11 protein-coding genes are annotated in these 13,607 nt (G+C 73.6%); 7 read left to right on the forward strand and 4 right to left on the reverse strand.

From position 1 onward, the window contains the following. The first annotated feature begins 329 nt into the window (after positions 1 to 329). Complete coding sequence (locus ACGWYJ_RS18240; protein ID WP_395107222.1) at positions 330 to 1,784, forward strand: hypothetical protein; 1,455 nt, start codon at positions 330 to 332, stop codon at positions 1,782 to 1,784. Here ACGWYJ_RS18240 and ACGWYJ_RS18245 read toward each other — a convergent pair. Next, positions 1,781 to 2,596: an IPT/TIG domain-containing protein gene (locus ACGWYJ_RS18245; protein ID WP_395107223.1), complete on the reverse strand. Its 816-nt coding sequence runs from the start codon at positions 2,594 to 2,596 to the stop codon at positions 1,781 to 1,783. The genes ACGWYJ_RS18240 and ACGWYJ_RS18245 overlap by 4 nt on opposite strands. A 176-nt stretch (positions 2,597 to 2,772) precedes the next feature. Between ACGWYJ_RS18245 and ACGWYJ_RS18250 the strand changes: the two genes are divergently transcribed. Together ACGWYJ_RS18250 and ACGWYJ_RS18255 are read left to right on the forward strand one after the other, a co-directional pair. Beyond that, a complete protein-coding gene (locus ACGWYJ_RS18250) occupies positions 2,773 to 3,120 on the forward strand; it encodes a hypothetical protein (protein ID WP_395107224.1) in 348 nt (115 codons plus the stop codon). A 51-nt stretch (positions 3,121 to 3,171) separates the two neighbouring features. Continuing rightward, entirely contained in the window at positions 3,172 to 4,167 is a 996-nt protein-coding gene (locus ACGWYJ_RS18255) for an LLM class flavin-dependent oxidoreductase (RefSeq protein ID WP_395107225.1), read from the forward strand. Between the two features lie 5 nt (positions 4,168 to 4,172). Here the strand turns inward: ACGWYJ_RS18255 and gabT are convergent, their stop codons facing one another. Continuing rightward, a complete protein-coding gene (gene gabT, locus ACGWYJ_RS18260) occupies positions 4,173 to 5,537 on the reverse strand; it encodes a 4-aminobutyrate--2-oxoglutarate transaminase (RefSeq protein ID WP_395107226.1) in 1,365 nt (454 codons plus the stop codon). 113 nt (positions 5,538 to 5,650) lie between these two features. Here gabT and ACGWYJ_RS18265 point away from each other — a divergent pair, with 113 nt between their 5' ends. From ACGWYJ_RS18265 to ACGWYJ_RS18275, 3 genes are read left to right on the forward strand one after another with little or no spacing between them, the layout of a single operon-like run. After that, positions 5,651 to 7,195: a PucR family transcriptional regulator gene (locus ACGWYJ_RS18265; RefSeq protein ID WP_395107227.1), complete on the forward strand. Its 1,545-nt coding sequence runs from the start codon at positions 5,651 to 5,653 to the stop codon at positions 7,193 to 7,195. Between the two features lie 4 nt (positions 7,196 to 7,199). Then, entirely contained in the window at positions 7,200 to 8,627 is a 1,428-nt protein-coding gene (locus ACGWYJ_RS18270; protein WP_395107229.1) for an aldehyde dehydrogenase family protein, read from the forward strand. Continuing rightward, positions 8,624 to 9,313 (forward strand): gamma-glutamyl-gamma-aminobutyrate hydrolase family protein, encoded by a 690-nt coding sequence (locus tag ACGWYJ_RS18275; protein ID WP_395107230.1) that lies wholly within the window; start codon positions 8,624 to 8,626, stop codon positions 9,311 to 9,313. The genes ACGWYJ_RS18270 and ACGWYJ_RS18275 overlap by 4 nt, the downstream gene beginning before the upstream one ends. On the opposite strand, the gene ACGWYJ_RS18280 is transcribed toward ACGWYJ_RS18275, so the two are convergent. Together ACGWYJ_RS18280 and ACGWYJ_RS18285 are read right to left on the reverse strand one after the other, a co-directional pair. Then, positions 9,285 to 10,772: a carboxyl transferase domain-containing protein gene (locus tag ACGWYJ_RS18280; protein WP_395107231.1), complete on the reverse strand. Its 1,488-nt coding sequence runs from the start codon at positions 10,770 to 10,772 to the stop codon at positions 9,285 to 9,287. The genes ACGWYJ_RS18275 and ACGWYJ_RS18280 overlap by 29 nt on opposite strands. A gap of 72 nt (positions 10,773 to 10,844) precedes the next feature. Further along, the gene (locus ACGWYJ_RS18285) at positions 10,845 to 11,828 is read right to left on the reverse strand and encodes a sensor histidine kinase (protein WP_395107232.1); all 984 of its coding nucleotides are present in this window, start codon (positions 11,826 to 11,828) and stop codon (positions 10,845 to 10,847) included. Positions 11,829 to 12,431: 603 nt separating this feature from the next. Between ACGWYJ_RS18285 and ACGWYJ_RS18290 the strand changes: the two genes are divergently transcribed. Beyond that, positions 12,432 to 13,607, forward strand: a complete 1,176-nt coding sequence (locus ACGWYJ_RS18290; protein ID WP_395107233.1) for a serine/threonine-protein kinase — start codon at positions 12,432 to 12,434, stop codon at positions 13,605 to 13,607.

Genomic DNA, 13,607 nt, shown 5'->3' on the forward strand with positions numbered 1-13,607 from the left:
GCGGTCATGTCCGATCTGCGGGAACGGACCCTTCGCGCGCGCCCTCGGATTCACGGGTCACCTCACGGGTCTCGGGGAGGACGGACCCTTCCAGGGTGCGTCGATGCCAAGTGAATGTCAAGTGAGGAATCTCCGGAATGTCACCATGAGCTGCACCACAGTCCAGGGAGACCTGCCCGCGGCGCGAGGAGGGCGTGACCGTTCCGGTACCCACTCTCGCGAACTTGGGCGCCACTTTCTGTATCGGATGCAACTGATCGAAGTGACTCGCCGGAGTTAGCATCGATCGACCGCACGTGACCACCCTCGTCAACCCCCTGGGGGCGCTTATGACGGATCAGTGGGCGGCGCCTGCCCCGGCCCACCCCGCCGATCCTGCTGATCTCTTCATCCGGCTCTACGACGCGCTTCCCGACCATCGATTCCAGGGCTGGCAGGCGACCGACTGGCACCGCGACCCGGCGGTACGGCGCCGGGCCGACGAGATCTGCGAGACCGTCCTGGCGCTCGGCCGGCTCGACCCCGACCTCACCGAGGAGATCATCGAGGCGGACGGCGACCGCGGGCGGTTCGCGATCCTGCTGGGGCTGGACGCCGCGCTCGCCTACGCCAGCCCCTACTCGCCGTACCACGACGCGCCCGCGCTCAGCGGCGTGCTGATCCAGTACCTCACCGAGGGGCGGCTCAACTCCGACGAGCGCGACGGGGCGCTGCTGCCCCGCTGCGCCTTCCCCGGCCGCCCGCTCGGACGGCGGACGAAGGCCGAGTTCTTCGGCGTGCACCGCGTCCCGCCCGCCGAATGGGAGCGGATCGACCACAGCGTGCTGCCCGCCGTCAACGACGCGCACTTCAACCGCGACGAACCGGTCACCATCGGCTGCGCGCCCGTGCTGGAGACCTTCGACGACGTCGAAATCGGGTTCGAGCACCGCTACGACATGACCCTCTACCGGCTCCGTCCCGTCGACTCCGACGCGGTGCGCAAACGGATCCGGACGATCGTCAGGCGGCTGGACGAGGCGGGCGCGCGGATCGCGGTGATGCCCGAGATCGCCCTGTCGGACGGCCTGCTGGAGCACTGGAAGGAGGTCGCCTACGACACCGCCGGCCGCGACCGCGACCAGCACCCGCTGCGCTACATCATGCTGGGCAGCGGCCCGCTCGGCCCGGGTGACCCCCCGCCCAACCGCGCCGTCCTCATCGACCGCTGGACCGGTGAGGAACTGCTCGTCCAGGACAAGCTCTCCGGCTTCACCCTCGACCAGGACCAGATGCGGCTGTGGCGGCTGCCCGGCGCGCCCGAGAGCGGCACCGCCGACGAGCACATCCAGCCCGGGACCCGGGTCTCCGTCCTGGACATGGCCCTGGGCCGCCTCGCCGTCCTCATCTGCGAGGACCTGACCCGCTCCATCGGCTGGGAACGCGAGCTGCTCGCCTGCGGCGTGTCGCACCTGCTCGTGCCGATCTTCTCCAAGCCGATCCTTCGCTACCGCTGGGAGCAGCAGGGCGCCGAGCGCCAGATCGCCACCCTGGGGAGCTGGGTCACCGTCGCCAACAGCCTCGTGGTCGGCACGGTGATCCCCGACGACGAGCTACCGGGGCCCCGCTACACGGCCCTGGTGGCGGGTCCGGAAGGGCTGGAACGCACCTCCTACTCGGGCACCGTCCAGTTCGCCAAGGCCAAGACCGGTGACCAACTGGCCGTGCTGGACGACACCGAGGCCCTTCCCACCCTGCTGCCCGGAGCCCCCTACGACGTGTGGCACAGCCACTGGACGGGCTAACGCCCCTCCCCTCGGTCGACGGTGAACTCCGTGGCGCTCGTCGCGGAGCCCGAGGGCGTCGTCACGGTGAGGCGGCCGGTGACCGCGCCCGGCGGGACGGTGGTCTGGAGGCGGGTGTCGCTCACGTCGGTGACGGGCGCGTCCGCCTGACCGAAGCGGACGGTGGAGGCCGAGCCCAGGCCGATGCCGCGGATGACGACCAGGCTGCCGACCCGGCCGGACGCCGGTTCCACCGAATGGACCTGCGGGGGGAGCGCCTGGTCGCGGCCCGCCCGCGGGTGGGCGAGAAGGGTCGCGAAGACGGCGCTCAGCTTCTCGGCGGTCTCCCGGGAGAACAGCCCCACCAGCGCGGCGATGGCCGTGACGCCGTAGGGGTTGACGTCCGACGAGCCGCCGGTCGGCGAGGTCAGGCCGCCGCGCAGCACCAGGTAGACGATCAGGCCGAGCAGCGCGCCGACGAGCGGCAGGAAGCCGTACATCATCAGCCAGCTCCGGCGGAGCGTGCGGTTGCCGACGTACCAGTAGAGCGAGCGGAGCGCGTGCACCACCGCGCCGAGCGCGCCCGCCGCCATGACGACGATGAACAGGCATGCCTCCCGCGACAGGCGGGGCGACCAGCCGAAGAGGCGGACGGTGACGGTGTCCGGGGTGAAGGCGTAGCGGCCGTCCGCCGACACGCGGGGGCCGGGCGGCCACGCCTGGACCAGCACGATCACCAGCGCGGCGGCCAGCAGCACGAGGAACCCGGCGACGAGGACGATGTCCCGGATTCCGGCGTACCGGTTCCCGACCGTCGACTCGTTCTCCCCCAACGCGCGCCCCCTCCGCCGGCTCCCGATGTCGCAGGGTTATCTAAGCGTGCCGGGAGGGACGGTGCGAGCCCCTCCGGACGGGCCGCGGACGGGCCCGCTCTGGAGCGCGGCGGCGCGCAGGCGTATGATCCTGGTCACTTGAGCGAACGTTTGTTCACCCGCCGTCTCCTGGATCGGTGACCGCCATGACCGACGCCGCCTCGGCTTCCGCCCCCTTCCCCGGTCCCCACCCCACCCCCTACACCGCCCCCGGCCCGCGTCTGGCCGCCGGCATCGGCCCGGACGGTACGTACACCAGCGGCGGCCGCTTCCTGGCCTTTCTCGCCGGGCTCTGGACGATGGTGGCGTTCTTCCCGCTGCTGTTCGTCGGCGCGATCCTCTACACCAAGGCCGAGGAGGTCTGGCCCGAGGATCCCGAGCGCGCGCGCAAGCTGGTCGTGTGGTCGTGGGCGTCGGTCACCTGGATGCCGCTGGTCTGCGCCGCGGTCGTGACGGGCATGGCGCTGGTCCTCGGCTCCCTGTAGTCCCCGTCGTCGAGCGGGAAGAGGACGGGACGCCGCGGAGTTGGACCGATCATGACCGTCCCGTTCTCCGTGCTCGACCTGTCCCCCGTGGTCAGCGGTGGCTCCTCGGCGCAGGCCCTGCGCAACACCCTCGACCTGGCCCGCCACACCGAGGCCCTCGGCTTCCACCGCTACTGGCTGGCCGAGCACCACGCGATGCCCGGCATCGCCAGCTCCGCCACCGCCGTGCTGATCGGCCAGGTCGCGGCGGCGACGTCCCGGCTGCGGGTCGGCTCGGGCGGGATCATGCTGCCCAACCACGCGCCGATGGTGGTGGCCGAGCAGTTCGGGACGCTGGAGGCGCTCTACCCGGGCCGCATCGACCTCGGCCTGGGCCGCGCCCCCGGCACCGACCAGCGCACCGCCCTGGCCCTGCGCCGCTCGCCCGAGGCGCTGTCGGTGGACGACTTCCCCGAGCAGGTGCACGAGCTGCGCGGCTACTTCGGCAAGGACAGCACGGTGACCCCGGCCGCCGGCAACGAGCCGCCCGTGTGGCTGCTGGGCTCCAGCGGGTACAGCGCGCGGCTGTCGGGACTGCTGGGCCTGCCGTTCGCGTTCGCCCACCACTTCAGCTCCGAGAACACGCTTCCGGCGCTGCGCCTGTACCGCGAGTCGTTCCGGCCGTCCGCCGATCTCGACCACCCGTACGCGATGATCGCGGTGTCGGTGACGGCCGCCGAGGACGACGAGCGGGCCCGCGAGCTCGCCGCGCCGCAGGCGCTGTCGTTCCTGCGGCTGCGGCAGGGACGCCCGGGGCCGCTGCCCAGCCCCGAGGAGACCGCCGCCTACCCCTACACGCCGTTCGACCGGGAGATCATCCAGTCCCGGCTGGCGGGGCAGGTGATGGGCGGGCCCGAGACCGTCCGCGCGCAGCTCGACGCGCTGCTGGAACGCACCAAGGCCGACGAGGTGATGGTCGTGACCTCGGTGTACGAGCACGAGGACCGGCTGCGCTCCTACGAGATCCTCGCCGACCTCTACGGCCTCAAGTCCGAGACGGCGCCGTAAACCCCTCAGAGGGCGGCGAACGCCTCGTCCAGGACGTCCAGCCCTTCCAGCAGCAGGTGCTCGGGGATCACCAGCGGGGGCAGGAACCGCAGCACGTTGCCGTAGGTGCCCGCCGTCAGCACGAGCAGCCCCGACTCGTGGCAGCGGCGGGCGACCCGGGACGTGAGCCCGGGGTCCGGCTCCTTCGTGCCGGGACGCACCAGCTCGATCGCGGTCATCGCGCCGCGCCCGCGCACGTCGCCGATCACGTCGTGGCGTCCGGCGAGGGCGCGCAGGCGGGGCAGCATGATCTCGCCGATGCCCCGGGCCCGCTCCACCAGCTTGCCGTTCTCGATCTCGTCCAGGACGGCCAGCGCCGCCTCGCAGGAGACCGGGTTGCCGCCGTAGGTGCCGCCGAGCCCGCCCGGGTGGACGGTGTCGAGGACGTCGGCCCGCCCGGTCACGGCCGCCAGCGGCATCCCGCCCGCGATGCCCTTGGCGGTGGTGATGATGTCGGGGACGACGCCCTCGTGCTCGCACGCGAACAGGTCACCGGTGCGGGCGAACCCGGTCTGCACCTCGTCGGCGACGAACAGGATCCCGTTGTCCCGGCAGAACGCGGCGATCGCGGTCAGGAAACCGTCCGGCGGGACGACGAAGCCGCCCTCGCCCTGGATCGGCTCGATCACCACCGCCGCCACGTTGCCCGCGCCGATCCGCTTGGTGATCTGGTCGATGGCCTGTTCCGCCGCCTCGGGCCCGCAGTTCTCCGGGCCGCCGGGCCACCGGAACGGGTAGGCCATCGGCATCCGGTACACCTCGGGCGCGTACGGGCCGAACCCGTGCTTGTACGGCATGTTCTTGGCGGTCAGCGTCATCGTGAGCAGCGTCCGGCCGTGGTAGCCGTGGTCGAACACCACCACCGCCTGCCGTCCGGTGGCGTAGCGGGCGACCTTGACGGCGTTCTCCACCGCCTCGGCGCCGCTGTTCACCAGGAAGGTGCGCTTCTCGTGGTCGCCGGGGGTGAGCCGGTTGAGGGCCTCGCAGACCGCGACGTACGACTCGTACGGGGCCACCATGAAGCAGGTGTGGGTGAACCGCCCGGCCTGCGCGGCGACCCGTTCGGCGACGCGCGGGTTGGCGTTGCCGACGTTGGTGACGGCGATCCCGGAGCCGAAGTCGATCAGCGAGTTGCCGTCGGCGTCGACCACCACGCCGCCGCCCGCGTCCACCACGTACACCGGCAGCACGCTGCTCACCCCCGGGGCCACGGCCGCGGCGCGGCGCTCCTGGAGCTCGCGCGAGCGGGGACCGGGGATCTCGGTGACGACACGGCGTTCCTGGGGCAGGCGGTCCAGGCCGGCGGGCCCGTCGATGATCTGGCTGCTCATGGCGCGAACATAGGACGGCCCGGCCGTACGCTGAACCGTACGTCCCGGCGAAACGGGCCCGCCGGCCTGGACGGTCCGGCGATCCGGCCGCCGATCGTGGAAGGAGTCGCGAGGTGCCGCCCACCCTGCGCCAGGTGGCCGCGCTGCCCCAGCTCGGCCTGCGCCCGCTGACCGAGCTGCGGCGCGGCGTCACGGTGCGGTGGGTCGCGGTCAGCGAGCTGGAGGACCCCACGCCGTTCCTGGAGGGCGGCGAGCTGGTGCTGACCACGGGGATGCGGGTGACGGCCGAGGGCGCGGCCCGGTACGTGGCGCGGCTGGTGGACCGGGGCGTGGCCGGGCTCGGCTTCGCCGTCGGCGTCATCCATGAGGACGTGCCGCGCGAGCTGCTGGACCAGGCCCGCGAGCAGGGCCTGGCGCTGCTGGAGGTGCCGCGCCCCACCCCGTTCATCGCGATCGGCATGGCGGTCTCGCGGCTACTGGCCGCCGAATGGTACGGGGACGTCACCCGGTCGTCCCAGGCGCAGCGGGAGCTGACCCGGGCCGCCCTCAAGGGACCCGGCCCGCTGATCGCGCGGCTGGCGCGGGAGCTGGGCGGCTGGGCGCTGCTGCTGGACGCGTCCGGGGAGGTCAGGCATGCCGAGCCGGCCCGTGCCCGCCGCCGCGCCCCCGGCCTGGCCGGGGAGCTGGAACGGCTCAGGCGGACCCGCTCGTCCCGTCCGCGGCAGGGTGAGGCGCCCGCCAGCGTCGCGCTGTCCGGCGAGGACGGGCATGTCGTCGTCCAGGTCGTGGGGCTGGGCGGCAGGCCGCACGGCTTCCTGGCGGTCGGCACCGAGGATCCGCTGCCGCCGTCCGCGCACGCGATCGTGGGCGCGGCCGTCTCGCTGCTCACCCTCCAGACCGAGAGCCCGGGGACGCGGCGGCGGTTGCGCGCCGCGCTCGGCGGCCTGCTGCTCGGGCTGCCCCCGGACGTGGCGGCCGACGGCGTGCTGCCCGAACCGCCGGTCCGGGTACTGGCCTGCGCGGGCGGCGAGGCGGTGCTGGACGCGCTGGAGCTGGACCCGGCGGGCGAGCGCTGCCTCGCGGTGCCCCTGGACGACGGGCGCTGCGCGGTGATCGTCCCGGACCGGCTGGCCGGGCAGGTCACCGGGCTGGCCCGTGCGAGCGGCCCGGTCGGCGTCAGCGACCCGGTGGACGATCTCGGCTCGCCGGATCAGGGCCTCCCCTGGGCCCTCGTCCAGGCGGAACGGGCGCTGGTCGCGGCGCGGCGCGTCCGGGCCGGGCGCGACAGCCCGCACGGCGTCCTCCACCACGCCGACCTGCCGGGGCAGGGCCTGCTGGGCCTGCTCGACCCCGGCCTGGCGCAGGGCTTCGCCGAGTCGACCCTCGCGCCGCTGCGCGCGGAGGACCCGTCGCTGGTCGATTCGCTGCGGGCGTACCTGGCGGCCAACGGGCAGGGCGAGGCGGCCGCGCGCGCCCTCGGCGTGCACCGGCACACGCTGCGGACGCGGATGCGCAAGGCCGCCCGGCTGCTGGGCCGCGACCTGGACGATCCGGCGGTCCGGGCCGAGCTGTGGATCGCGCTCGCCGTGACGGACAGTCCGCACACCGCGATTGGCCATGCTGGAGGGTCGCGGAACGCTCCACCGGAGATAGCGTGAGGGTATGAACGCGACCCCCTTCTGGCTGGCCGGTCGGCCCGCGACCGGTGACGAGGAACTGACCGTTACCCACCCGTACGACGGCCGCGTCGTCGGGACCGCCGCCGTACCGACCCCGGAACAGGTCGAGGAGGCGGTCGCCGCCGCCCACGCGGTGCGCCGCGAAGCCGCCGCGCTGCCGCTGCACGTGCGCGCGGACGCGCTGACGCACGTGTCCAGGCGGCTGGCCGAGCGCTCCGAGGAGATCGCCCGGCTGATCACCGGTGAGAACGGCAAGCCGCTGCTGTGGGCGCGCGGCGAGGTGACCCGCGCCGTCGCCACCTTCCGGTTCGCCGCCGAGGAGGCCCGCCGCTGGAGCGGCACGACCCAGCGGCTCGACACCGACCCCGGCGCGGTCGGCCGGATGGCCTACATCGCCCGCGTGCCCCGCGGCCCAGTGCTGGGCATCTCGCCGTTCAACTTCCCGCTCAACCTGGCCGCCCACAAGATCGCCCCGGCGATCGCGGTGGGCACGCCGATCGTGCTCAAGCCCGCGCCCGCCACCCCGCTGTCGGCGCTGCTGCTCGGCGAGCTGCTGGCCGAGACCGACCTGCCCGAGGGCATGTTCTCCGTCCTGACCGTTCCCAACGACCGGGCCGGCGGGCTGGTCGAGGACCCGCGGCTCCCGATCGTGTCGTTCACCGGGTCGGTCCCGGTCGGCTGGTCCATCCGCGACCAGGTGCCGCGCAAGCACGTCACGCTGGAGCTGGGCGGCAACGGCGCGGCGGTCGTCCTGCCGGACGCCGACCTGGACTGGGCGGCGTCCAGGATCGGGCTGTTCTCCAACTACCAGGCGGGGCAGAGCTGCATCGCCGTGCAGCGCGTGTACGTCGACCGCTCCGTGTACGAGACGTTCCTGCCCAAGCTGGTCGAGGCGGTCAACGGCCTGGTCACCGGCGACCCCTGGGACGACAAGACCCAGGTCGGCCCGCTGGTCAGCCAGGACGCCGCCGAGCGCGTCGAGTCCTGGGTGAACGAGGCCGTCGAGGCGGGCGCCAAGGTGCTGACCGGCGGCACCCGCGACGGCGCCAGCTACGCCCCCACCGTGCTGGCCGACGTGCCCGCGGACGCCAAGGTGCAGAACCTGGAGGTCTTCGGCCCGGTCATGCTGGTCGAGCCCGTGGACGGCGTGGACGAGGCGTTCGAGAAGGTCAACGCGTCCTCGTTCGGGCTCCAGGCCGGGGTGTTCACCCGCGACCTCGACCTGGCCTTCCGCGCCCACCGCGAGCTGGAGGTCGGCGGCGTGGTGATCGGCGACGTGCCGTCCTATCGCGCCGACCAGATGCCCTACGGCGGTGTCAAGGAGTCCGGCGTCGGCCGCGAGGGCCTGCTCTACGCGATGACCGACTACACCGAAGAGAAGATCATGGTCCTCACCGGCCTCCCCCTGTGACCAGGCCGTTGATCGCGCTGCCCGCGCGTTTCTCGGAGTCGGCGTCGGCGCTGCGGTACCGGGCCGAGGTCGCCGCGCGGGCGCTCGTCGAGGCCGTGTGGCGGGGCGGCGGCGAGCCGTTCATCATGCATCCCGCCGACCCCGCCGAGGTGCCCGCACGGCTGGCGCGCTGCGACGGCGTCCTGCTGCCGGGCGGCGGTGACCTGCACCCGCGCCACTACGGCGCGGCGGAGGCGCACGAGGCGCTGTACGACGTCGACGAGGAGCAGGACGCCTTCGACCTGGCCGTGGCCGAGCACGCGCTGGCGTCCGGGCTGCCGACGCTGGCCGTGTGCCGCGGGCTGCAAGTCGTGAACGTGGTGCGCGGCGGGACGCTCCGCCAGCACATGGACAGCGCCCACCGCCACGTCGTCCACCCCGTCGCGGTCGAGCCCGGCACGCTCCTGGCCAAGACGATCGACGGCACCTCCGCCGCCGCGTCCTGCTACCACCACCAGGACATCGACGTCCTGGCCGACGGCCTCATGGTCACCGCCCGCGCCGCCGACGGGACGATCGAGGGCGTGGAGTACGCGGAGCCCGGTCCCGGCTGGTTCCTGGGCGTCCAGTGGCATCCGGAGGACACCGCCGCCACCGACCCCGCCCAGCAGGAGATCGTCACGACCCTCGTCCGGGCCTGCCGGTGAGCGCCGACAGGGCGTTTCCGATCGCGGCGGCGGCGCGGCGGCAGAACGCCTCCGGCTCGTCCGCCGCGTCCGGGCGCTCCTCGACCAGCTCGTCCACCAGCCCGTCGCTCAGCAGCTCGGACGCGCCGATCCGCTGCGCCACGGCCGCCTCGGCGGCCCGCCCGGCCGTCCGATACATGATCACGGAGGCGCCTTCGGGCGGCAGCGGGGCCAGCCAGGAGTGCCGCGCGGCCAGCACCCGGTCCGCCGGCAGCAGCGCCAGCGCCGCCCCGCCCGCCCCCTCGCCCATCAGCAGGCACACCGCCGGAACCGGCAAGGCGATCAGGTCCGCCATGCACCGCGCGATCTCTCCGGCCAGCCCGCCCTCCTCGGCCTCGGCCGACAGATCCGCCCCCGGCGTGTCCACCACGGTGACCAGCGGCAGCCCCAGCTCGCCCGCCAACCCCATCCCGCGCCGCGCCACCCGCAACCCCGCCGGTCCCAGCAGGTGCCCGCGGCGCTGGCTGCGCCGGTCCTGGCCGACCACGACACACGGGACACCTCCGAACCGCGCGAGGGCCAGGAGCAGACCGGGGTCGGCCTCGCCCTGACCCGTCCCCGACATGGGCGTGACCGTGTCCGCCCCGAACTTGAGCAGCTCCCGTACCCCGGGCCGCCCGTCCCTCCGGGCCCGCCCGAACACCTCCTGACCGTCCTCACCGCCTCCGGACGGGACCTCACGCCATGACGGCGTACGGACGCGCCGGGAGCCCACGGGGGGCGGCGAAGCGGGGCAGGGACGGGAGGCCAGGACCTCCAGGGCATCGGCGGCGATCTCGGGGAGGTCGTCGATGCCCACCACGGCGTCGATCAGGCCCTTCGCGAACAGGTTCTCCGCGACCTGGACGCCCTCCGGGAAGGGCTTGCCGTACAGCCCCTCGTACACGCGCGGGCCCAGGAAGCCGATCAGCGCGCCCGGTTCGGCGGCGGTCACATGCCCCAGCGAGCCCCAGGACGCGAACACGCCGCCCGTCGTGGGATGGCGCAGGTAGACCAGGTAGGGCAGCCCGGCGGCGCGGTGGCGGGCCACGGCGGCGGTGATGCGGGCCATCTGGACGAACGCGACCGTCCCCTCCTGCATCCGGGTGCCGCCCGAGGACGGCGCCGCGACCAGGGGAAGCCCCTCGGCGGTGGCGCGCTCCATCGCCGCGACGATGCGGTCCGCTGTCGCCACCCCGATCGACCCGGCCAGGAAGCCGAACTCCGAAACGACGTAGGCGATCCGCCGTCCCCGCAAAAGCCCCTCACCGGTGAGCACGGCCTCGTCGCACCCGCTGCGCTCTCGCGCCGCCGCGAGTTCCCGCGCGTACGCCGACCCCGGTTCCGCCACGGAACGGGGCTCCACATCCCACGATTGATGCTCGTCCAGCACCCGCCGCAGCAACTCACGAGCCCCGACACGCCCACCCGGCCCCACCATACGAACCTCCCTGGCCTCCCTGGACCAAGCATGCGCCCGCAACCCCACCTTGTGCCGCCCCGCGCTCACAGATCAGTACAGCGGGAGGCGGCAGATGAGGCGGGCACCGCCGGGGCCGTCGCCCACCACCAGGCTGCCGCCGTGTGCCTGGGCTATATCGCGGGAGATGGGGAGGCCCAGGCCCGTCCCGTCGTCGTCGGCGCGGCGGCCTTCGGGAAGCCGCAGGAAGCGCTGGAAGACGCGCTCGCGTTCCTCGGGCGGGATGCCGGGGCCGTCGTCGGCGACCATGAGGAGGGCGTCCCGGTCATCGGTCCCGACCGCGACCCGGATCTGGCTCTCGGCGTGCCGTTCCGCGTTGTCGAGCAGGTTGGTGAGCAGGCGGACCAGGTGGGAGCGGGTGGCGAACACCACCACCGCGTCGGCGACCCGCACGTCGATCGGCACGCGCCCGGCACGCCGCGCGATCTCGGTCTCGACCAGCTCCCCCAGGTCGATCTTCTCCTGCTCGGCCCGCACGCCGGCCTCCAGCTTGGCGAGGACCAGCAGGTCCCGGACGATGAGCTGCAGCCGGTCGGCGCTCTCCAGGGCGGCGCGGGCCACCGTGGGCCAGTCCTCGTCCTCCGGGTGCTCCAAGGCCACCTCCAGCCGGGTCCGCAGGCCGGTCAGAGGGCTGCGGAGCTCGTGGGACGCGTCGGCGACGAAGGCGTGCCTGCGTTCGGCCATCCGCTCCAGGTGCTCCAGCGTCACGTTCACGGATCTGGCCAGCTCGGCGACCTCGTCATGGCTCGGCGGGACGCTGACGCGACATTCGCCGGGTTTGTCGGCGATCTCCTTCAGTTCCCGGCTCATCACCTGGACGGGACGCAGCGCGCCGCCGACCGTGCCCCAGAGGATGCGGGCCACCGCGCCGAGCGCGACCGCGAACCCGATCCCCAGTGCCAGATCGAGCGCCATGCCGCCGCGGTCCAGGGACGCCGCCGCGTAGATGCCCAGGGCGCCCAGGACCAGCAGCGCGCCCGCGACCGCGGTGGCGACGGCCGTGAGACGCGCCCGCATCGACCACCGTGACGGAGTCCACCGCACGATCGGACTCATCATCCCGGTCGCCCTCCCATCCTTGCCACGCCGGCGTGCTCGCGCGGTGTTCACCGGTCCTGGGGGTCGGCGGCGGGGACTCTGATACCTCCGCTAGGACGGGTTGTAACCCTCCCATTGCCGGACGAAACCCTGATCTGCCGGATGATGGGAGCAACCACGAACGAATTCACGGTGAGAGCGGCTTCGCGTCACCGTACCGGCGGCGCGGATCACGCTTGCACCAAGGCGAATCGAGCGGGGCGAAATGGGTAGAGGGGGCGCAGCGGCAGAAAAGGATCGATGCCCGCGCGGAACGGCGCCTCCCACCCCTGGGGTACCGACCGCGCGGACATCGCCTTCGGTGCCGCCAACCACCCTGGACACCCGCGCGCCGAGGAGGATCCGACGGGAGCCGGGCGGTTGCCGAACTGGTCATTACTGTGCCGTGCCCGCGTGCCATCGGGGCTACATCGACGTGACGAACACGTTTCATACGATCCGTGTTCATAGGGCACCATACTGTGCACGATCATCGGGGGACAGGCTGGACCGAAGGCCCTGGAAGGGGGCGAGGAGTACTTCATGGAAGGGCACCTCAGCGGAGCCCCGGCCGGTGACGTCCGCCCCCTCGACGACGTGCGGCCGCTGGAAGCGGGCGACCCCCGGCTGGTGGGCGGCTACACCCTGCTCGGCCGGATCGGCTCGGGCGGCATGGGAACGGCCTACCTCGGGCACGCCCCCGGCTCCGACGACCGGGTGGCGGTGAAGACCATCCACCCGCACCTGGCCGCCGACGCCGCGTTCCGTCAACGGTTCCGGGACGAGGCGGTGCTGGCGGGCCGGGTCGCCTCGTTCTGCACGGCCCGTGTCCTGGCGCACGGGGAGGAGGACGGCCTCCCCTACATCGTCAGCGAATACGTCGGCGGAGTATCGCTCCAACGCCGGATCGCCACAGGTGGGCCGCTGCCGGGCGCCGAGGCGTACGGCGTGGCGGTGAGCGTGATGTCGGCGCTGGCCGCGATCCACTCCGCCGGGCTGGTCCACCGCGATCTCAAGCCCGCCAACGTGATGCTCACGCTCTCCGGATGCCGCGTGATCGACTTCGGCATCGCCCGCTCCCAGGACGCCCCGGCCGCGCCCGGCACCCTCACCTCGGCCGGCACCGTCCTCGGCACCCCGGGATGGATGGCCCCCGAAGTGCTCGGCGGGGAGCAGGCCACCCCGGCGTCCGACATCTTCACCTGGGGCTGCCTGATCGCGTACGCGGCGACCGGCCGGATGCCGTTCGGGGACGGCGACCCGGCCGCGGTCGCGCTCCGCGTGATCCGCGACGAGCCGAGACTGGACGGGCTGCCCGTCCCCCTGCTCCTCGCCGTACGGTCGGCGCTGGCCAAGCGCCCCGAGGACCGCCCTTCGGCGTCCGATCTGCTGCTCGCCCTGGTCCAGCAGTGCGGGCCGCCCTCCGCCCACGACGGCACCGCGAAGATCATCCCCCTGGCCGCCCCGGCCGCCGGGCGTCCGGGCGGGGACGACGAAGGGCCGGACACCGTGGCCTTCACCGTGCTCCGGCATGTCGGGGCGCGCTCGACCACCCGTGCCCGCGTCCTGGCGGGAGCCGCCGCTGCCGCCGCGGTCCTCCTGCTGGGCGGTCTCGTCGCGAGCCTTACCGGAGATGGCGGCGGCTCCCCCACCTCGCCTCCGCCGCCCTCAGCGCCCGCCACGACCGCGCCCGCCTCCGTGCCCGGCCACGGTCACTGA

Origin of the sequence: Actinomadura sp. SCN-SB (genome assembly GCF_043906805.1) — a bacterium.
GTDB lineage: Bacteria > Actinomycetota > Actinomycetes > Streptosporangiales > Streptosporangiaceae > Spirillospora.